The sequence below is a fragment of the Paeniglutamicibacter selenitireducens genome (assembly GCF_051550675.1).
Lineage (GTDB): Bacteria > Actinomycetota > Actinomycetes > Actinomycetales > Micrococcaceae > Paeniglutamicibacter.
Window position 1 is genome coordinate 36,511 of sequence record NZ_JBPULF010000002.1, and the last position, 19,886, is coordinate 56,396.

A 19,886-nucleotide genomic window follows, 5' to 3' on the forward strand; every position below is an offset into this window, starting at 1 on the left:
TGTCCGCTCAACCGCAAAGGTTCCATTTTCCGGACGCGTTTTCCACAAAACCGAGGGACCGCCGCAGTCAGTGCGCTATGGCTCCCCCATGCGGCGCTTGACGTGCCGGGTGGCCGGGGCTGTCCACGGGTCCTCGGGCCACGGGTGCTTGGGGTAGCGGCCGCGGTTCTCGGCACGCACCTGGGAGTAGGGGCCGGACCAGAACGACGCCAGGTCGTCGGTGACGGCCAGCGGGCGCCGTGCCGGGGAGAGCAGGTGGAAGAGCACGGGGACGCGGCCTTTCACCAGCCGCGGGGTGTCGGCCAGGCCGAAGCACTCCTGCAGCTTCACCGACACCACGGGCCTGGAAGCGGGATCATCGACCGGCGGGTACTCGATGCGGATGTTCGACCCGCTCGGCACCGCGAGGTGCTCGGGGGCCAGCTCGCCGAGCTTGGAGGCCTCGGGCCAGGGCAGCAGGCGGCGCAGCGCATCGGTGAGGTCCAGTGCGGAGGCGGGCTTGCCGCCGGCGAGCGCTTCCAGCTCCGGCGCGAGCCAGTCGGCGGCGTTCGCGATCAGGGATTCGTCGTCCATGGCCGGCCAGGGGTCGCCCAGTTCGCGGTGCACCAGTGCCAGCCGTCGGCGCAGGGCGTCGGCGGAGGAGGAGAAGGTGAGCATGCCGAGCCCGTTCTCGCGCAGGGCCGCCAGCACCGCGTCCCTGCCCTGTTCGCGGGTGGGTGTCACGGGCGTGTTCTCCAGTTCGATGGCGCCCAGGGTGCGCACCCGGCGGGCGCCAAGCTTCCCTGCGGCGAAGCGCGTGCGGGTTTCCTCCCCGAGCAGGTGGGAGGCGGCCCGGGCTGCGGTGTCCGCGTCCAGCGGCGCCGCGGCGCGGATGAGCGCGCCGGTGCCCGCGGCGTCGCGCCCTGCCGCCCGGGCGACCTCCGCGACGGCCAGCCATTCGTGGTGCGCCAGCGCGCTTCCAGCCGGCAACCCGGCGCGGGTTCCCGACGCCAGCAGGTAGGTGGTGCCCGAGGCGCCCGGCACGCGTCGGGCCACCTGGGCGGGGTGGGCGAGTGCCACCACGAGCCCTGTGGCGTCCTCTCCCGCCACCGGCGCACCCGTGCTCCCGGTGCCCCCGGCGCGGTCGGCCAGCCGCTGCAGCCGTGCAGCTTCCTGCTTCCAGGCCTTGGCTTGCGGGTGGGTGCCGCGTTTCAGGGCGGTGAGCAGTTCCCCGAGGTCCGCGGCCTGCGCCCGGTAGTCGCCGGCGAGCATCGCAACCACCTCGGCGACCCGGGCGGAACCGGCCAGCGGGGCGCCGTCCAGCAGCGCACGCCCGAGCCGCGGGTCCGCCGGGATGGAGGCAAGCCTGCGGCCCAGCGCCGTGGCGTGCCCTGCCTGGTCGATGGCGCCCAGCTGGCCCAGCACCGTGAGTGCGTCGGCAAGGCTGGCGGCCGGCGGCGCCTCCGGCAGCTGGAGACCCTCCCCGCCCGGTGCTCCCCAGCAGGCAAGCACCAGGGCCGCGTTGGCCAGGTCGGCGACGGTGATCTCTGCCCGCGGGTGCGCCGGGGCGGCGGCGAAGCTCTTTTCCTCGAAGCAGCGCACCACGGTTCCGGGCCCCTGGCGGGCGGCGCGTCCGGCACGCTGCACGCAGGAGGCCCTCGACGCGGAGACGGTGACAAGCCCGCTCATGCCGCGGACGGCGTCCCGCCGCGGTTCGCGGGCCAGCCCGGAGTCCACGACCAGCCTGACGCCGGGCACCGTCAGCGAGGATTCGGCCAGCGCGGTGGAGACCACGATGCGCGGGGCCTCACCGGCCTCGCGCCCGGAGACCGCGCGGTCCTGAAGGGCGGGCGGGATTTGCCCGTGCAGTTCCAGCACCTCGGTGCCCGGGGCCAGGGTGCGCAGTTGCGCGGCAACCTCGGCGACCTCCCAGGCGCCGGGCAGGAAGACCAGGGCGTCGATCCCGGCATCGCGGTCCAGTGCGTCGGCGTGGGCGCGCGCCGCGGTGGCCGCGACGTGGGCGAGGAAGGTGCGGGAGACCCCGCGGTCGGTCAGCCGTGGGCCGATGCCCGGAGCCCAGTCCACGGTGAGCGGGTGCAGCGCGGAGGGGCAGTCGACCACCGCGGCCGGGCCCTCGCCGGCGGCGTCGCCAATCAGCGCGGCGAAGCGCGGGGCGTCGAGGGTCGCGGACATGGCCAGCAGCATCAGGTCCCCGCGCAGTTCGTGGACCTCGCGCAGCATTCCCACCAGCAGGTCGGTTTCCAGGCCGCGTTCGTGCACCTCGTCGATGACCACGGCATCGATTCCCTCCAACCCGGGATCGGCCAGCAGCCGCCGCAGCAGGATGCCGGGGGTCACGAATTCCACGAGCGTGTCTTCCCCCGCCTGGCGTTCCCCGCGCACGCTGAACCCGACGCGGGTTCCCAGCGGGGTGCCGTCCAGCGAGGCCAGCCGCCGTGCCGCGGAGCGTGCGGCGACCCGGCGTGGCTGGGTGACAAGCACGCGGCCGCGGCCCTCGCCGGCGGCGTGCCGCAGCACCAGGTTAGCCACCAGCGGCGGCACCAGCGTGGTCTTGCCGGTGCCCGGCGGCGCCTGGATGACGGCCGTCCCCGCGGGCCCCCCGTCCTCCAGCACCCGGGCCAGCCCGGGCAGCGAGTGCGCGAAGACCAGGCCGCGGCCGATCGCCCCCAGGTCGAAGTCGATGCCGGTGCCGGTTCCTGCGCGGTTGCCCGCCGTCTGCTGCCCATTCACCCGCACCATTATCCCCGGTGCCCCCTTCAGGGGGTCCGGCGGCGCAGCGTCACCGAGCCCAGCGCGATGGCCACGGCGATCCAGGCGGCAATGAACCCGAGCCGCAGCCAGATGTACCCCGCGTCCTGGTCGCCGCGGGCCACAGCGGTCAGCGCGTCGATCGCGTGGCTCAGCGGAAGCCAGTCGCCGATCGCTTCCAGCGCCGCGGGCAGTTCCTCACGCGGCAGGAAGATCCCGCCCAGCAGGATCTGCGGGAAGACGAACGCCGGCATGAACTGCACCACCTGGAACTCGCTGCGCGCGAAGGCGCTGGCCAGCAACCCCAACGAGGTGCCCAGCAGTGCGTCGGCCAGGGCCACGGCGAAGAGCAGCGACGGTGCGCCGGAGACCTCCAGCCCGCAGACCCACACCGCGAACCCCACGGCGATGCCCGTTTGAAGCAGCGCCAGCAGCCCGAAGGCGAGCGCGTACCCCAGGATGAATTCGGCCTTGCCCAGCGGCAGCGAGAGCAGCCGCTCCAGGGTGCCGCTGCGCCGCTCGCGCAGCGTGGCGATGCTTGCCACGAGGAACATCACGATGAAGGGGAAGAGCGCGATCATCGCCGGGCCGATCGTCCCGAACACCGGGGTGTCGGTGAAGATCCAGGCCACCAGCCCGATCAGCAGCGCGGGCACCAGCAGGAGCAGGGCCAGCGTGCGGTGGTCGTGGCGGACCTGGGCCAGCACCCGCCCGGCCGTGGCCAGGACCCGGGCCGGCTTCACTGCCCCTCCCCCGTCGCCCGGTGCCTGCCCTGTCCCGCTGCGTCCCTTCCGGCCGTGCCGTCGGCCTTGATCAGCGCCAGGAACGCGTCCTCGGCGGTGGCCGTCCCGGTGCGTGCCAGCAGGCCCGCCGGAGTGTCCCGGGCGATGATCCGCCCTTCGCGCATCAGCACCAGCGAATCGCAGCGCGTCGCCTCGTCCATCACGTGGCTGGAGACCAGCAGCGTCGCGCCGGATGCCGCCAGCTCGGCGAAGAGCCCCCACAATTCCACGCGCAGCACCGGATCCAGGCCGACGGTCGGCTCGTCAAGCACCAGCAACTCGGGCTCCCCGAGCAGCGCAATTGCCAGCGACAGCCGGCTGCGCTGCCCGCCGGAAAGCTCCCCCGCCATCGAGCGGGCCACGGAACCCAGGTCGGTGCGTTCGATGACGCGTTGCACCATGTCGTTGCCGGCACCGACGACCCGGGCAAAGTAGCGCAGGTTCGCCGCCACCGGCAGGTCGTCGTACACCGCCGCATCCTGGGTCATGTACCCGACCCGGTGCCGCAGCCCCGCCGACCCCGCTGTGTCCCCGAGCACCCGGACCCGGCCGCCGTCGATGACCTGGGTGCCGACGATCGAGCGCAGCAGCGTGGACTTCCCGCAGCCGCTCGGGCCCAGCAGCCCCACCACTTCCCCGCGCGGGACCTCCAGGTCGAGGTCCCGCAGCACGGGCCTTTTCCCGCGCGTCACGCTCAAACCGGTGATCGACACCGCTGCCTGTGCATCCATGGGTTGAGTCTCGACCCTGGGTCACCGCCGGTCAAGTGGCAGTTGCCGGCCCCGGGTGGACGGGTTTCAGGACCCTTCGTGCCGGCGCAGGAAGGGCAGCAGCCAGTCCAGGATCGGTTCGGTCGGGAACAGGGTTCCGCCATGGGTGCGCCCGGGTAGCTCGACGAGCCGTGTATCGGGCATCAGGGACGCCATGGTGCGCGAGTGTTCGATGCGCGGCGAGTCCCGCGTACCAGTCATCAGCAGCGTGGGGGTATGGATCTGCTGCAGCAGCATCTCGCTGATGCCCGGGCCGGCTTCGGTGGCCTCGAAGTAGGCCGCGAGCGCCAGGGGGTCGTTTGAGGCAAAGGCCAGCCGGGTGGCCGGGTCCAGCTTTCCCCCGCCGGCTTCCATGCCCGCGATGAAGCCGTCCATGTCCCCGGCCTTGAGCGCCTCCAGGTACCCGTCGAAGAAGAGCGCTGCCAGCTGCCCGGCCTCGATCGCGTGGGTTCCCCCGAGCATCGCCAGGGATCGCACTCGGTGCGGGGACCGTGCCGCCAGGGCAAGACCCACACGGGCCCCGAACGAGTAGCCCACGATGTGCACGGACCCGTGGCCGGTTGCCTCGAGGACGGCCTCCACGTCGCCGAGCATCGCATCCATGGAGTAGGCCGACGCCTCGTGCGGCTTGCCGGAGCGTCCGTGCCCGCGCAGGTCCATGCGGACGGTGGAGAATTCCGGTTCCAGTGCCCTCACGTAGCCAAGTCCCCGCCAGATCGATCGCGAGAGCGCCGAGCCGTGCAGCAACAGCACCGGCGGGGCTTGCACGTCGCTCGCATCGAAATGGATAGTGTGGGCATCAACCGGATTTACTGCATGGGGCATGCCCTCGAGCTTATGGCAACGACGCTCCTCCCCGAGACAAGGACAGCTGTGATGAATGACGACCTGACCCCCGTGATCATTGCCGGGGCGCGCACCCCCTTCGGGAAGTTCCGCGGTGCGCTGTCCTCGGTGCCGGTCAACGACCTGGGCGCCCACGCCATCGCCGCGGCGCTCGAACGCAGCGGCGTGCCTGCCTCGGGCATCGGCCACGTGATCGTCGGCCAGGTCATCCTCGCCGGCGCCGGCCAGGGGCCGGCCCGCCAGGCAGCCATCAAGGCCGGCATCGGGTGGAACGTCCCGACGGTGACGGTGAACAAGCTCTGCCTCTCGGGCCTGACCGCGGTGATCGACGCGGCCCGCATGATCCGATGCGGCGAGGCGGACTTCATCGTCGCAGCCGGCCAGGAATCCATGTCCAACGCCCCGCACCTGGTGCGCGGAATGCGCTCGGGCCTGGCCATCGGCGACCGCGGCATGGAGGACTCGCTGAACCACGACGGGCTCGCCGACCCGTTCTCCGGCGAGCTCATGGGTTCGGCCACCGACCGCGGCAACATCGAGCGTGGCATCCCGCGGGCCGAGCAGGACGCCTTTGCCGCGGCATCCCACCAGCGCGCTGCAGCTGCCTCCGAAACGCTGGCTGCGGAGATCGCCCCGATCGCCGTTCCGCAGCGCCGCGGTGCCGACCTGGTGGTCTCCCGCGACGAGGGAATCAGGCCGGACACCACGGTGGAGCAGCTCGCCGCACTGCGCCCGGCGTTCTCCAAGGATCCCGCCGCGACGATCACGGCCGGTTCCTCCTCGCCGCTCTCCGACGGGGCGGCTGCACTTGTCGTTGCCTCAAAAGGTGCCGCCCGCCGGGCTGGCTTGGGGTGGCTGTGCGAGATCGGGGCCCACGGGCAGACTGCCGGGCCCGATGGTTCCCTGCACTCGCAGCCGAGCGATTCGATCCGTGCGGCGCTGGCCAAGGAGGGGCTGACCGCGGCGGACCTGGACCTTATCGAGGTCAACGAGGCCTTTGCCTCGGTAGTGCTGCAGTCGGCCCGGGACCTGGGACTCGACCCCGCAGCCATCAATCGCGAAGGCGGGGCCATCGCACTGGGTCACCCTGTCGGCGCATCCGGCGCCCGGCTGGTGCTGCACCAGGCCATGGAATTGGCCCGACGCGGAGAGGGCGTCGGTGTGGTGGCACTCTGCGGCGGCGGTGGGCAAGGCGACGCCTTGATCCTGCGCGCATGATTTCACACGCGGCTGTCGGGGCTTATACAGCGAATGCATAGCTTGGTTTCCTAGAGTTGTAACTACCTCATGAAGGTGCGAGTGATGAGAGCACCGGTTGGATTTCAGGTTTATTCCCCCAAACCTTTCCGGCCGGTGCTCAACCTTTTAAGCCCCGGGGCCCCGCCCTCGACATTGCCACCCGGTGGGACCAGACTGGAGCTGGCGGATCCTTCCGAATCGAAGGCCACCTCGCACTACAGACCAAGGAGCGCGTGTGATGAGTGAAGAACCAATCGACGACGTCGAAGCCGAGGAAGAGCCTGAGCACCACGCCAGCGAGCACGACGAGGCCCTGGTGGAGGAATGGGAAGACGAATCCTTCCCGGCATCGGACCCACCCTCGAACTATTAGTTCTTTGCATTCTGCCAAGGAATACTCAGCCACCACACAGATTTGCAAAATAGGCTGAAGCTACCTTCTCAAGGTGCGAGTGATCAGAAGAACCGGTCGCGGCGGAGTTTTACCTCCTTAGCCGTCACGGCCGGTTCTTCACTTTTAACGCCGCACCGCCCGGCTTACCGTGGGTGCGCCGCCTGAACGCACCCAGGCCAAACTGTCACGATCGAACAAGTTAACACACGATTTAGCACAAACTGCCGTTTTGATGTGGACGCCGCGAGCAGGGGCGACAAGAATGGACGAGGGCAAAATGCCCCTCATGATCGCTAGATGCAGGAGAACACCCCCACCATGGCCGAAGAGCTCCGCTACTCCCCCGTTCCCGAAACCCACCAGCCGTACGTTGCCGCGGCGGACCGCTACGCATCGACCGGCTACCGCCGGGCGGGAAACTCCGGCCTCGTCCTGCCGCCGATCAGCCTCGGCCTGTGGTGGAATTTCGGCGACAACCGCCCCTTCGACACCCAGCGCGAGGTGTTGCGCCACGCCTTTGACAACGGCATCATCCACTTCGACCTGGCCAACAACTACGGTCCGCCGTACGGGTCGGCCGAGGAGAACTTCGGCCGCATGATGCGCGGGGACTTCAAGGCCTACCGCAACGAACTCGTCATTTCCTCGAAGGCCGGCTGGGACATGTGGCCCGGACCCTACGGGAACCTGGGATCGCGCAAGTACATCCTGTCCTCGGCCGACGAGTCGCTGGCGCGCATGGGCCTGGACTACGTGGACATCTTCTACTCGCACCGCCCGGACCCGGAAACGCCGATCGAGGAAACCATCGGGGCCCTCGACACGCTGGTACGTCAGGGCAAGGCCCTCTACGTCGGCATCTCTTCCTACTCCCCGGAACGCACCGCCGAAGCGGCCCGCGTCGCCAAGGACATGGGAACCCCGCTGGTCATCCACCAGCCGTCCTACTCCATGCTCAACCGCTGGGTCGAGGACGGGCTGCTCGGCACTCTCGAGGAACACGGCATGGGTTCGATCGCGTTCACCCCGCTGGCACAGGGCCTGCTGACGAACAAGTACCTCACCGATGAAAACGCCGTCCCGGCGGGCGGACGCAACTCGGTCCAGGGACACCTCACGCCGGAAAACCTGGAAAAGATCCGCAACCTGGCACGCGTTGCCTCCGAGCGCGGACAGTCCCTGGCCCAGATGGCCATCGCCTGGCTGCTGCGCGACGGCGGCGTGACCTCCGTCCTGATGGGAGCCTCCTCCACCACCCAACTCGACGAAAATCTGGGCGCCTTGGGGAACACGGCATTCACCGCCGAGGAGCTGGACCTGATCGACAGGATCACTCTGGGCGAGGCGGGGATCGACCACTGGCGAACTGCAGCCACCAGCTAAATCCTGCGTGACCACTCAAAACCCTACGAATCGCGTATTTCGTAGGGTTTTGAGTCCTTAACAACGGATACCGAAGTAGGCGAATTCTGTGACTGCGGATATGCTCGTATGTGACCCGTGATGGGGTTCACAAATCGCGGTTTTCAAGACATGATAGAACCGTACGTGGCGAGCGACCAGGAATTCCGCCGCCCAGTGACTACAGAAGGAGCATGGCAGTGACCGCCAACGCCCAGACGACGACAGCCCCAGGCTACCGAGTTCTCAACCCCGCCACCGGTGCCGTGGTTGAAGAATTCGCAACCGCAACCGATGCCGAGATCCAGGACGCTCTCGCAGCGGCAGAGTCCGGCTTCCAGTCCTGGAAGAACGTCGACATCAACGAGCGCGCCAAGATCGTCGCACGCGTGGGTGAACTCTTCGCAGAACGAGCCGACGAACTTGCTGCCATCATCACCGAGGAAATGGGCAAGCCGCTCTCGCAGTCCAAGGGTGAAGCAGAATTCTGCAAGGACATCTTCGAGTACTTCGCCACCGAGGGCCCGACCCTTGCCGCGAACCAGGAAATCAAGACCATCGGCGGCGGCAAGGCCGTTATCGAGCGTCTCCCGGTCGGTCCGCTGCTGGGCATCATGCCCTGGAACTACCCGTACTACCAGGTTGCACGCTTCGCGGCGCCGAACCTGATGCTCGGCAACACCATCGTTCTCAAGCACGCCGAAACCTGCCCGCGTTCGGCCCTCGCCATCCAGAAGATCATGGATGACGCAGGCGTTCCGGCAGGCGTTTACAACAACGTCTTCGCAAGCCACGAGCAGATCTCCACGATCATTGCCGACGACCGCATCCAGGGTGTCTCACTGACCGGTTCCGAGCGTGCCGGCGCGATCATCGGCGAACAGGCCGGACGCAACCTGAAGAAGGCCGTCCTCGAACTGGGCGGCTCGGACCCGTACGTGATCCTCGACTCGGCAGACATCGCGCAGGATGCAGCAACCGCGTGGGGCACCCGCATGGAGAACACCGGCCAGGCCTGCAACTCCAACAAGCGCATGATCGTCATGGAAGACATCTTCGATGACTTCGTGGGCGAACTGACCAAGCTCGCCACCGGCCTCGTCCCGGGCGATCCGGCGGAAGAGGCAGAGGGCACCTTCGCCCCGCTGTCCACCCGCGGTGCAGCAGAAGCCCTGGCCGCACAGGTCCAGGACGCCGTCGACAAGGGCGCAACCCTGCACGCCGGCGGCGTGCTGCACGAAGGCCCGGGCGCATTCCTTGCCCCGACCGTCCTTTCGGGCATCACCAAGGAAATGCGCGCCTACTCCGAAGAGCTCTTCGGCCCGGTTGCCGTTGTCTACAAGGTGACCTCCGACGAGGAAGCACTCGAGCTGGCCAACGACTCCCAGTACGGTCTGGGCGGCGCTGTCTTCTCCACCGACGCGGATCGCGCGGCAAAGGTTGCTTCGGGTCTGGTGACCGGCATGGCCAACGTCAACACCCCGGCTGCCGAAGGCGCCGACATGCCTTTCGGTGGCGTCAAGCGCTCGGGCTTCGGCCGCGAACTCGGCCCGCTGGGCATGGAAGAGTTCGTCAACAAGCGCCTCTTCTACGTAGCCGACTAGTCTCGTAGCTGCAAGAGCCTTGGCCGGGTGGACCCCATATGGGGACTACCCGGCCAAGAATCTTTAAAGCCCGGGCAAGGCCCCCGGGTTCCTGCCGCGCTGAAGGAAGGATGCAGGGCAACACCGGCCCGGTTCAGCGGTGGTCTTCAGCTGTGAATTTCAGCTGAGCCGTTCAACCACGGCGCCGGGTCCCAGGCACGGTGGAAACGTTCCGGTGCCTACCCGGCGTGCTTGAGCGTACCGATGGTCGCTTCCTTGACATCAAAGATCTCCAGCGAATCCGAAACGACCTTTGCGGACTTGGCGTCCGAGAGCCACGTGTCAACGCCCTCACAGAACATCCGCGTCCCGGCCAGCGGACCGAAGACAACTTTCCCGTCGGCCTCGGACCAGGTGCCGACCAAGCGGTTGCAGCCATCGGTGCCGTGCAGGGTACCGCCCTCTTCCAGGACGAGCTGCGGCTTCCCTTCCTCCGCCGTGCCCCAGGTGCCGACCGGGTCCGGCGCCTCGGCTGTTCCGGAGGCACAGCCGGACAAGAGCATTGCAGCACCCATGGCAGCGGCCAAAGCGATCTTCTTCATCTGCCCAGCTTACGACGCACCCAGCGCCATTTACAGCATCTGAACTGCGATGATGCGATTCGCGTGCCGTTTGCCGGGAATCCATGCCTTGCAATTTGGAAATGGTTGGATTCGGCGCGCGGTATCCATTCTGCAATACCCCGTTGGATCATTCACCAATCCCTTCTTCACTGGTAAAACCCGAATCACACAGTGCTTTAGTGGGCGCAATTTCACAACGCCGCGCGCATTGCGAACTACGCGCGGGCGCGGGTTACTGCATAGAGTGGTGGCATTGCCCATCGCAAGGAGTCAGGTTATGTCAGTGAAGCGCAATCGGAGGGTGGGCCCCCGCCTAAACACATCCGAGACGCCGTCCGCAGCAATCGCGGAGGTACATCCTCCGCAGTACACGATCTCCGGCCTGTGGACCGATGGCTTGGGACGTTCGGCCATACGCGCCGTCCAGATCCTCGTCATCGTGTGCCTGGTTGCAGCCGCCGTCTACGTCCTGCTGCGACTGAACCTCATCGCGCTGCCGGTGCTGCTCGCCTTGATCATTTCCAGCGCCCTGTGGCCGCTGGTTCGGATGCTGCGCAAGGTCATGTCCTCACTCCTCGCCGCATGGGTGGTCTTCCTGGGCTCGCTGCTGGTGCTGGGCGGAATCGGCACCGCGCTGGTCTACTCGGTGGTCGCCGAATGGCCCACCCTTGTTGCCAAGGGCGTCGAAGGATTCAACAAGGTCCAAGGCATGCTCAACCAACTGCCCTGGACCTTCTCCCAGGACCAGATCAACCAGGCAATCAAGCAGGTCGCCGGCTTCCTCACCAGCTCCCAGTTCGGCGCCGGGGCACTCAACGGCCTCTCTGCCGCCGGCAACTTCTTTACGGGCCTCGTGCTGCTTCTGGTGATCCTGTTCTTCTTCCTCAAGGACGGGGACAAGATCTGGTCGTTCTTCATATCCTGGATGCCCCGCCACCAGATGAAGAGGTGGCAGGATTCCGGCGCGCGAACCGTTGAAACCCTCGGCGGATACATGCGCGGCACCGCAACCATCGCGGCAGTGGATGCCATCTGCATCACCATCGCCTTGCTGCTCCTGAGAGTGCCGCTGGCGATCCCGCTTGGTGTTGTCACGTTCATGGCTTCGTTCATTCCCATGGTCGGTGCCACCTTCGCGGGGGCCCTCGCCACCTTGATCGCCCTGGTGACCAACGGGCCGGTTGTCGCCCTCGTGGTGGTCGGCGCAGTGATCGTGATCCAGCAGCTCGAAGGCAACTTCCTGCAGCCGGTGGTCATGGCCCATGCCTTGAACCTCCATGCACTGGTGATCTTGCTGGCCTTGGCCGCAGGAACCGTGCTTGGCGGGCTGGTCGGTGCAGTGCTCGCCGTTCCGCTGACCGCGGTGGCGTGGTCGATCACCAAGATCTGGGCCGGTCGAGACGGCTCGACAGACTCTCCCGAAGACACTGGCGAACCCTCCGTCGGGGACGACGCAGACGAACCCGGCATGCAGTCCCCGGAGGCCGTTTCAGCCCGGGGTGCCGTGGCCGGATCCGATACTGCAGCGACACCGTTGAACCCCTCGGAACAGCCCCAAACGGGCTAGCCGCAACCGGCGGTCTCCCGGAGGGCAAGGCCCGCTGGGCGGCCGCCGGGAGTCCGGAAAGTGAAAGGGTGGTGGATCCATGGGTGGATCCACCACCCTTCGTCGTCAGCGGGCTTTTCCACTCCCGCGGCATGGACTTCCGAGGAGAAGGGCCCTGCGAATAGGGGTTAACGCAGGTGTGACGTATTCACCCATCCGCTGAAACGACCGTACTGGACCTTGGTCCATGGCCCGCGATTGGCAAGGGCGAGCAGCTCTTCCCCCGCCTCGATGTGCGTCAGCGCGCGGTAGTTGGCGGAGGCGCCCTGATAAAGGGTCGTTCGAACCGTCGTCACCGGGGTGGTCGAGGAAAAGTGCTTCGGTTGCAGCTGGCTGGCCGGTACCCAGCCCTGTGTTTGGTCGATGGCGATCCGTCGCCAAGCACCCAGCGCCCCGTTGACCCGGACAGTGGTTCCGGCCTGGAGGATCCGCAACACGGGGTGCTGGTCCCCCGAACCGGTCCTCACGTTGAGCCTGACGGTCGTCGTGAACTCCACGGGGGCGAGCGACTGGATACCGGTGGCGGGGCGCTGGATCCTGACCTGTTCGAGGTACGCGCCCGGAACCCAACCCGTGTCATGGCCCGTGGCAACCTTGGTCCAGGTGCCGGCCTCGTCGAGTTTGCGGACGAGGACGTCCGCGGCGAGGACCCTCTGCACCGGGTAATTGGTTCCCGACCCCTTGCGCAAGTTCAGGTCCGCCGTACTACGGTGTGTGGGAATGAAGTCCTCACCGGCAGGCTCGGCGGGGCTTGCCGCGGTGCGCGGGGTGAAGCCCCGGGCAATCGCGGGGCTGGTTCGTGGAGCGCGGGCAACGGTCGGCACCACTGTCTGGGGCACGGAAAGCCGTTCGAGGCACTGGGCCGGCAACCAGCCGAAATTCTGCCGGTGTTGCACGCTGGCCCACAACCCGCTGATCCGCAGCAAATAGACTTCCGACCCTTCGGCCAGGATGCTCTGGGTGGCGTAGTGTCGCCCGGCTCCCTTGCGGAGCTTGAGCTCCGTTGTTGTCCGGTGGGTGGGCCCGGCAACGGCAACAGTCACGGGAATCGGGTTGGTGCGCGCGAAATCCGCCTTCTTCATGGGCTTTCCGCCGTTCCGGCGGCCGCCGGGAAGCATATCCCGACAGTGAGGATTGCACATACGTGAAACACGTTCCGATGACCTCACTGAGTGAATTGAAAAACCTGGGTGGCGCCTGGAACCGCGGTGCTGGCGGGGACACGCGAAAATGCCCGAAAAATGCGTGTACGTACCTACATGTTATTGCACACACGCCAAAGGCCCCCAGTCAGAGACCGGGGGCCTTTGTCACACCCACCGAGGCGATGTCATCAAGTCGGACGCGCACCAGGGGAATCACTCAATCCGCCGCGGCGATCCGGCTTCGCGCGGCCCCGCGCCGCCGGCCGGGCCCTTGCCCGTCGGCGGACGGTGTTACCTGGCGGGATCCGGCGCAACCGGCTCCTGCATCCCCCAAGAACGCATGATCCGGACCCCGATCCCCTGCACGCGGAACACCGTGGGCCCGGACGCTCTTCGCGTTCCGGGCCCACGGCATCGTTCGTGCTCCGGGGTGCTACTCCCCGCGGGTCGCCAGTTCGGCGTCGAGCCGCAGCAGGCCGTTGCCGTCGTTGCCGATCATCCGCACGCGGTCGAGGATGCCTCCGACCGTTGCTTCCTCTTCGACCTGCTCTTCAATGAACCAGTTCAGCAGCGGCACCGAGTCGATGTCGCCCTCGTTCTGGGCAAGGCGGTACAGGTCGCGGATGGACTCGGAGACCTTCTTCTCGTGCGCCAGCGACGCAACGAATGCGTCCTGCACCGATGCAACCGAAACCTCCGGTGCGGTCAGCGTGCCGATGCGCGGGTGGGCCGCGCGGTCAACCATGTGCGTGGTGAACTTCTCGGCGTGTTCCAGCTCTTCGGAGGCCTGGGCACGGAACCAGCCGGCAATGCCGGGCAGGCTCAGCACATCCATCTCGATGGCGAGCTGTCGGTACACCGTGGCCGCCTGGAGTTCGAGGGTGATCTGGTCGTTGAATGCGTCTGCAAGCTTTCCTGTAAGTTCCATGGCACCTACGCTACCGACTCCGTCGTGCCTTGTCACCGAAGTTTGGCCATGCTTACCACAGTGGAAATATGGCACGTTTTGCCACTGCCGCACCCCGGTGGTAGGTGATGCTCACCTATCACCGGGGTGCATTTTGGCAAGCATGGTGTTCGCGTCGCGCACACCCAGCAGCACCCCGCCAAGCATGACGATGACTGCGGCAAGCATCGCACCGGGCAGGTAGGCCTGCAGCGCCGGAACCAGGAGCGCCACAACTCCCCCGAGCACCAGGATCGAGGCCGCGGCCCAGCAACCGAGGGTGCCCTTGTGGGCTGCGGCGTGGTGGCCGAGCACCCAGCACTCGTCGCAGTGCATCAGCGCGCGGGTGCGGATCCCGACCCACGCGTTGCGTTTGATCTGCCCTGTGGCTGCCGCCTTCATGGCCCATGACAATCCTGCCAGCAGCAGAATCATCAGCACTGTGGCAACAAATAGGGCAAGTGTTTCGCCGTCCATGTGCTGTGGAGTCTCCTGGGAAGTCGTCGGACAATGCCTTCAACCCTACGTCACCACCGGCCACCGACGGGCCGGAAGCTAGCCGCCGAGCCCCGCGCGGCGCAGGGCCTCGGCCATGGCGGTGTTGGCACCGGCCGGCTTCGCGTCCCGGTTCCCCGCAGGCTTGGTGCCCCGGGTTCCGCTGGAGTGCTGGCGCGGGCCGCGCGGGCCGCGTTCCGGCTTCCCTGCCGGGGCACCCGGCTCGTCGTCAAGGCGAAGCGTGAGCGAGATGCGCTTGCGGGCCGGGTCGACCTCCAGCACCTTGACCTTGACGACCTGCCCGGAGGTGACGACCTCGCGCGGGTCGGAAATGAACTTGTTGCTCATCGCCGAGACGTGGACCAGGCCGTCCTGGTGGACGCCCACGTCGACGAAGGCACCGAAGGCGGCGACGTTGGAGACGGTGCCCTCCAGGACCATGCCGACCTGAAGGTCGCCGATCTTCTCCACGCCCTCCTTGAGGTTGGCGGTCTTGAAGTCCGGGCGCGGGTCGCGTGCCGGGCGGACCAGTTCGGAGATGACGTCCCGGACCGTGGGCAAGCCGAACTGCTCCGTGACGAAGTCTGCGGCGTTGAGCGCGGCGACCGATTGGTTCGAGGCCTTGGCGGCGCCCAGCAGCGTCTCGGCGAGCCCGTAGGCCTCCGGGTGCACGGCCGAGGCGTCAAGCGGCTGCTTGCCGCCGGTGACACGCAGGAAGCCGGCGCACTGCTCGAAGGCCTTGGCACCCAGGCGCGGCACCTTCAGCAGCGCCTTGCGGGTGGCGAAAGGACCGTTGGCGTTGCGGTGCTCCACGATGTTGCGGCTGAGCAGGGGTCCGACGCCGGCCACCCGGGCGAGCAGCGCCGGGGAGGCGGTGTTCACGTCGACGCCGACGGCGTTCACGCAGTCCTCCACCACGGCGTCAAGCGAGCGGTCCAGCTTCGCGGGGGTCAGGTCGTGCTGGTACTGGCCCACGCCGATCGACTTGGGTTCGATCTTCACCAGCTCCGCCAGTGGGTCCTGCAGTCGGCGGGCGATGGACACTGCCCCGCGGATCGAAACGTCCAGGTCGGGCAGCTCTGCGCTGGCCAAGGCCGAGGCGGAGTACACGGAGGCGCCGGCCTCGGAGACGATGACCTTAGCGGGCTTGTTGGTCAGCTTCGCGATGACCTCGCCGGCGAGCTTGTCCGTTTCCCGGCTGGCGGTGCCGTTGCCCACCGCAATGAGTTCGGTGCCGTACTTCTGCGCCAGTGCGACAAGCGTTGCCACGGATTGGTCCCACTTGTTGGCCGGGGCGTGCGGGTAGATGGTGGCGGTGTCGACGACCTTGCCTGTGGCATCCACGACGGCGACCTTCACGCCGGTGCGCAGGCCCGGATCGAGCCCGAGGACCGCGCGGTTGCCCGCGGGTGCGGCAAGCAGCACATCGCGCAGGTTCGCGGCGAACACCTTCACGCTGGCTTCCTCCGCCGCCTCGAAGAGGCGGGTGCGCAGGTCGGACTCGAGCCGGGTGAGCAGGCGCCCGCGCCAGGCCAGGCGCACGGTCTGGCCGAGCCACTTGCCGGCAGGGGCGTCGGCACCCGCCGTGATGCCCAGTGATTTCGCGACGGCCGCCTCGTAGCCGGCGCGTGCCTCGGCGAGCGCCGCGTCGTCGCGCGGGTCGGCCTCGGCCAGCTCCAGGGTCAGCGCGCCGTCGCGCTCCCCGCGCAACAGGGCCAGCACCCGGTGGGAGGGCTGGGTGGCGACCGGCTGGACGAAGTCCTCGTAGTCGGAGAACTTCGCCGCGTCCGCCGCGGCGACACCCGGTGCCGTCCGGGAGGCGATCTTGCCGCGGGCCCACAGCCGCTCGCGCAGTTCGCTGACCAGCACCGCGTCCTGGGAAGCACGCTCGGTCAGGATCGCGCGGGCGCCGGAGAGGGCGTCGGCAGCCGCGTTGATCTCGTGCTCGGTGTTCAGGAAGCCGGCGGCCACCGTCTCCGGGTCCTGGCCGGGGTCGGCAATGAGCGAATCGGCCAGCGGCTCCAGCCCGGCCTCCCGGGCGATCTGTGCACGGGTACGCCGCTTGGACTTGTAGGGCAGGTACAGGTCCTCGAGCTCCGACTTGGTGGCCGCTGCCTCGATTGCCGCAGCAAGCGCCGGATCCAGCTTCCCGGCCTCGTCGATCGACTTCAGGATCGCGGCGCGGCGCTCCTCGAGCTCGCGCAGGTAGCGCAGCCGTTCCTCGAGCAGGCGCAGCTGGGCGTCGTCGAGGGTGCCGGTGGCTTCCTTGCGGTACCTGGCGATGAACGGCACGGTGGAACCGGCGTCGAGCAGTTCGACGGCGGCCTTCACCTGCCAGACGGCAACGGGGGCGGTCCCGGCGGACAGCTCGGCGGCAAGGGTGTCAATGATTCGCTTCTGGCTCACCCGTACTAGTCTGCCGCATCCGCTGGGCCGGTGCTGTCGTAAATACGACAGCACCGGCCCAGCGGGACGCACCCCAAACATGCGATGCTTGATCTCGACTGTGCCGGGAGCCTCGCGGTTGCCGCGCCCAGGCCGTCCCAGAACCCAGCGAAGGAAGCGCGAGCAGTGAACACCTCCGAACCAAAGACCGCATCCATGCCGGCGCCCAAGCAGGCCGACCCGAAGCTGCCCCGGCTGGCCGAGGTCCCCGCATTCACGCAGTGGATGGCGCAAGGCTGGGCGGACCCGGAGCGCACCCCGGCCGCGACCCCGGACGCCGCGGCCGCCGCCGCCGCCCACCGCAACAAGCTCTCCGCCGCCCTTCCCGGATCGACCGTCGTGGTGGCCGCCGGCTGGGCCCCGGTGCGCAGCAACGACTGCTTCTACGACTTCCGCCCGCACTCGGACTTCCTCTGGCTGACCAACTGCACCGCCGAGGGCGCCGTGCTGGTCGGCACCCCGCGCCCCGGCGGCCACGACTACCGCCTCTTCGTCCCGGCCCCGGCCCTGCCGGGGAACCCCGAGTTCTTCACCAGCGCCGCCCACGGCGAGCTGTGGGTCGGCGCCGCGCACGGACCCACCCACTGGGAACAGGCCCTGGGCCTGCCGGTGTCCCCGCTGGGCGAGCTCGATGCCGCACTCTCCCGCCTCTCCGGCGCCGAGGCCGCGGGCAACCTGGATGCCTCGATGGTCGCCACGCACGGGCTGAATCCCTCGGCCACCCTGCGCCGCACCCTGGGCGAGCTGCGCCTGCTCAAGGACGCCTGGGAAATCAACGAACTGCGCAACTCGGTCATCCACACCGTCGAGGGCTTCTCCCAGGTCATCAACGAGATCCCTGCGGCCATCGCCGGCGGCGGCGAACGCTGGCTGCAGGGCACCTTCGACCGCGTGGCCCGCACCCACGGCCACGGCCCGGGCTACGCCACGATCATCGGCTCCGGCCACCACGCCCCCACCCTGCACTGGGTGCGCTGCGACGGGCCGGTCCTGGAGTCCGAACTGCTCCTGCTGGACATGGGCGTGGAGGAAAGCAGCTTCTACACCGCGGACGTCACCCGCACCTTCCCGGCCAACGGCCGCTTCACCGCGGCCCAGCGCGAGGTCCACGACCTTGTCGAGAAGGCGCACCGCGCCGGCCTGGCCGAGCTGGCCCCCGGCAAGGACTTCACCGCCTTCCACACCTCCATCATGGAGGTCATCGCCAACGGCCTGAGCGACTGGGGAATGCTCCCGGTCTCCGTCGACGAGGCCCTCTCCCCCGCCGGCCAGCACCACCGCCGCTGGCTGGTCTGCGGCGTCGGCCACCACCTGGGCCTCGACGTTCACGACTGCTCCTCCGCCTCATACGAGGAATACCAGGGCGCCACGCTGCAGGAGAACATGGTCCTGACCGTGGAACCGGGCCTCTACTTCCACAAGCACGACCAGATGGTCCCGCCGGAACTGCGCGGCATGGGCGTGCGGCTCGAGGACGACCTGCTGATCACCGCCGACGGCTACGAGAACCTCTCGGACCCGCTGCCGATCGATGCCGCGGGAATCGAGGCCTGGATGGCCGCGCAGGCGGGAAAGAACGCATGAGCGTCCTGACCATCACCAACGCGCTCATCTTCGACGGCGAGAACCCGGAACTGCTCCGCGGCAACGTGACGTTCACGGACGGGCTGGTCTCCGCCGTCGGCGACCAGCGCGAGGGCGAACTTCTCGACGCCGGCGGCAGGGTCGTCGTACCGGGCCTCATCGACGCCCATTTCCATGCCTATGCCATCTCGCTGGAGGGCATGCGCAACGAACGCGGCCCGCTGTCCTTCGCCGCGCTGGCCGGGGCCAAGCGCCTGCGCGAGGCCCTCTCCCGCGGCTTCACCACGGTGCGCGACGTGGCAGGCGGAGACATCGGCCTCTCCTCCGCCATCAAGGCGGGCCTGCTGCCTTCCCCCCGCTACTTCTACACCGGCCCGGCACTGAGCCAGACCGGCGGGCACGGCGACCCGCGCGAGGCGGACGTCGATGTCTGCTTCGGCCACGGCCACATGTGCGAGGTCGTCGACGGCATCGAGCCGCTGCGTGTCGCGGTGCGCGAACGCCTGCGCACCGGCGCCCACGCCATCAAGATCATGGCCAGCGGCGGGGTGGTCTCGCTGACCGACCCGCTGGCCGTTCCGCAGTATTCGGACGAGGAGATCGCCGTCGTCGTGGCCGAGGCCACCCGCCGCGGCTCCTACGTCGCGGCGCATGCCTACTCCCCGGAGGCCATCTCCCACGCGGTGCGCAACGGCGTGCGCTCGATCGAGCACGGCAACCTGCTCGACGCTCCCACCGCCGCCCTCATGGCGGAGCACGGCGCTTTCCTGGTGCCCACGCTTGCCGCCTACGCCGCCATGGACCGGCGCGGCGACGAGGTCGGCCTGCCGGAGGTGTCCCGGGCCAAGAACCTCGAGGTGCTCAACGCCGGCGGCGAGGCCATCAAGCTGGCGCTGGCAGCCGGCATCCCGGTGGGCTTCGGTTCCGACTTGATGGGCGACCTCGCCGACGAACAGCTCAACGGCCTGGCCCTGCAGGTCCGCGCCGCGGGCGTCTTCGAGACACTGCGCTCGGCCACCAGCGTGAATGCCGCGCTGCTGCAGGAACCAACGCTGGGCCGCCTGGCCCCGGGCATGGCCGCCGATGCGCTCATCCTGGACGGGAACCCGTTCGAGGACCCGGCCGTGCTCTTCGACGAATCGCGCCCACGCACCGTCATCCAGGGCGGCGCCGTCGTGGACTTCGCCACGGCATAGGCCCCGCCCGCCACGGCGGGAGTGCGGCCCGAGGCGCGTCCACGCCTCCGGCCGCACTCCCAGCTCCCATCCAAAGCCAACGC

General features: G+C 68.3%; 16 protein-coding genes. 7 read left to right on the forward strand and 9 right to left on the reverse strand.

Going from position 1 to position 19,886, the window contains the following annotated elements:
• Positions 1-75: 75 nt before the first annotated feature.
• From hrpB to ACSYDW_RS03740, 4 genes are all read right to left on the reverse strand, one after another.
• Positions 76-2,730 carry an ATP-dependent helicase HrpB gene (hrpB, locus tag ACSYDW_RS03725; RefSeq protein ID WP_438337366.1) on the reverse strand — a complete coding sequence of 885 codons (2,655 nt, stop codon included), beginning with the start codon at positions 2,728-2,730 and terminating at the stop codon, positions 76-78.
• Between the two features lie 26 nt (positions 2,731-2,756).
• Positions 2,757-3,491, reverse strand: coding sequence for an ABC transporter permease (locus ACSYDW_RS03730; RefSeq protein WP_438337367.1), 735 nt, complete (start codon positions 3,489-3,491; stop codon positions 2,757-2,759).
• Complete coding sequence (locus ACSYDW_RS03735; RefSeq protein WP_438337368.1) at positions 3,488-4,261, reverse strand: ABC transporter ATP-binding protein; 774 nt, start codon at positions 4,259-4,261, stop codon at positions 3,488-3,490. The genes ACSYDW_RS03730 and ACSYDW_RS03735 overlap by 4 nt, the downstream gene beginning before the upstream one ends.
• Positions 4,262-4,327: 66 nt before the next feature.
• Positions 4,328-5,068, reverse strand: a complete 741-nt coding sequence (locus ACSYDW_RS03740; protein ID WP_438337369.1) for an alpha/beta fold hydrolase — start codon at positions 5,066-5,068, stop codon at positions 4,328-4,330.
• 108 nt (positions 5,069-5,176) lie between these two features.
• Here ACSYDW_RS03740 and ACSYDW_RS03745 point away from each other — a divergent pair, with 108 nt between their 5' ends.
• The 4 genes from ACSYDW_RS03745 to ACSYDW_RS03760 all read left to right on the forward strand — a co-directional run bounded on the left by ACSYDW_RS03745 (position 5,177) and on the right by ACSYDW_RS03760 (position 9,784).
• Entirely contained in the window at positions 5,177-6,364 is a 1,188-nt protein-coding gene (locus ACSYDW_RS03745; protein ID WP_438337370.1) for an acetyl-CoA C-acyltransferase, read from the forward strand.
• Between the two features lie 259 nt (positions 6,365-6,623).
• The gene (locus tag ACSYDW_RS03750; protein WP_438337371.1) at positions 6,624-6,758 is read left to right on the forward strand and encodes a hypothetical protein; all 135 of its coding nucleotides are present in this window, start codon (positions 6,624-6,626) and stop codon (positions 6,756-6,758) included.
• Positions 6,759-7,097: 339 nt separating this feature from the next.
• Entirely contained in the window at positions 7,098-8,162 is a 1,065-nt protein-coding gene (locus ACSYDW_RS03755) for an aldo/keto reductase (RefSeq protein WP_438337936.1), read from the forward strand.
• 212 nt (positions 8,163-8,374) lie between these two features.
• A complete protein-coding gene (locus ACSYDW_RS03760) occupies positions 8,375-9,784 on the forward strand; it encodes an NAD-dependent succinate-semialdehyde dehydrogenase (RefSeq protein ID WP_438337372.1) in 1,410 nt (469 codons plus the stop codon).
• A 218-nt stretch (positions 9,785-10,002) separates the two neighbouring features.
• On the opposite strand, the gene ACSYDW_RS03765 is transcribed toward ACSYDW_RS03760, so the two are convergent.
• Positions 10,003-10,365, reverse strand: coding sequence for an META domain-containing protein (locus tag ACSYDW_RS03765; RefSeq protein WP_438337373.1), 363 nt, complete (start codon positions 10,363-10,365; stop codon positions 10,003-10,005).
• Between the two features lie 418 nt (positions 10,366-10,783).
• Between ACSYDW_RS03765 and ACSYDW_RS03770 the strand changes: the two genes are divergently transcribed.
• Positions 10,784-11,953 (forward strand): AI-2E family transporter, encoded by a 1,170-nt coding sequence (locus tag ACSYDW_RS03770; RefSeq protein WP_438337374.1) that lies wholly within the window; start codon positions 10,784-10,786, stop codon positions 11,951-11,953.
• 167 nt (positions 11,954-12,120) lie between these two features.
• Here ACSYDW_RS03770 and ACSYDW_RS03775 read toward each other — a convergent pair whose 3' ends face one another.
• The 4 genes from ACSYDW_RS03775 to ACSYDW_RS03790 form a co-directional block, all read right to left on the reverse strand.
• Positions 12,121-13,074, reverse strand: a complete 954-nt coding sequence (locus tag ACSYDW_RS03775; protein WP_438337375.1) for an SH3 domain-containing protein — start codon at positions 13,072-13,074, stop codon at positions 12,121-12,123.
• Positions 13,075-13,570: 496 nt separating this feature from the next.
• Positions 13,571-14,065 carry a ferritin gene (locus ACSYDW_RS03780; protein ID WP_438337376.1) on the reverse strand — a complete coding sequence of 165 codons (495 nt, stop codon included), beginning with the start codon at positions 14,063-14,065 and terminating at the stop codon, positions 13,571-13,573.
• Positions 14,066-14,176: 111 nt separating this feature from the next.
• Entirely contained in the window at positions 14,177-14,560 is a 384-nt protein-coding gene (locus ACSYDW_RS03785) for an SdpI family protein (RefSeq protein WP_438337377.1), read from the reverse strand.
• Positions 14,561-14,638: 78 nt separating this feature from the next.
• Positions 14,639-17,065, reverse strand: coding sequence for a Tex family protein (locus tag ACSYDW_RS03790; RefSeq protein WP_438337378.1), 2,427 nt, complete (start codon positions 17,063-17,065; stop codon positions 14,639-14,641).
• An 84-nt stretch (positions 17,066-17,149) separates the two neighbouring features.
• Here ACSYDW_RS03790 and ACSYDW_RS03795 point away from each other — a divergent pair, with 84 nt between their 5' ends.
• The gene (locus ACSYDW_RS03795; protein WP_438337379.1) at positions 17,150-18,607 is read left to right on the forward strand and encodes an aminopeptidase P family protein; all 1,458 of its coding nucleotides are present in this window, start codon (positions 17,150-17,152) and stop codon (positions 18,605-18,607) included.
• On the forward strand, positions 18,604-19,803 hold the full coding sequence (locus ACSYDW_RS03800; RefSeq protein WP_438337380.1) for a metal-dependent hydrolase family protein: 1,200 nt from the start codon (positions 18,604-18,606) through the stop codon (positions 19,801-19,803). Before ACSYDW_RS03795 ends, ACSYDW_RS03800 begins: the two co-directional genes overlap by 4 nt.
• Positions 19,804-19,886: the final 83 nt, after the last annotated feature.

Coding starts and splice junctions, on each gene's coding strand:
- ACSYDW_RS03755 (WP_438337936.1), top strand. CDS start 7,098: ATGGCCGAAGAGCTCCGCTACTCCCCCGTTCCCGAAACCCACCAGCCG.
- ACSYDW_RS03790 (WP_438337378.1), bottom strand. CDS start 17,065: ATGTTTGGGGTGCGTCCCGCTGGGCCGGTGCTGTCGTATTTACGACAG.
- ACSYDW_RS03800 (WP_438337380.1), top strand. CDS start 18,604: ATGAGCGTCCTGACCATCACCAACGCGCTCATCTTCGACGGCGAGAAC.
- ACSYDW_RS03735 (WP_438337368.1), bottom strand. CDS start 4,261: ATGGATGCACAGGCAGCGGTGTCGATCACCGGTTTGAGCGTGACGCGC.
- ACSYDW_RS03760 (WP_438337372.1), top strand. CDS start 8,375: ATGGCAGTGACCGCCAACGCCCAGACGACGACAGCCCCAGGCTACCGA.
- ACSYDW_RS03785 (WP_438337377.1), bottom strand. CDS start 14,560: ATGGACGGCGAAACACTTGCCCTATTTGTTGCCACAGTGCTGATGATT.
- ACSYDW_RS03780 (WP_438337376.1), bottom strand. CDS start 14,065: ATGGAACTTACAGGAAAGCTTGCAGACGCATTCAACGACCAGATCACC.
- ACSYDW_RS03745 (WP_438337370.1), top strand. CDS start 5,177: ATGAATGACGACCTGACCCCCGTGATCATTGCCGGGGCGCGCACCCCC.
- ACSYDW_RS03750 (WP_438337371.1), top strand. CDS start 6,624: ATGAGTGAAGAACCAATCGACGACGTCGAAGCCGAGGAAGAGCCTGAG.
- ACSYDW_RS03765 (WP_438337373.1), bottom strand. CDS start 10,365: ATGAAGAAGATCGCTTTGGCCGCTGCCATGGGTGCTGCAATGCTCTTG.
- ACSYDW_RS03775 (WP_438337375.1), bottom strand. CDS start 13,074: ATGAAGAAGGCGGATTTCGCGCGCACCAACCCGATTCCCGTGACTGTT.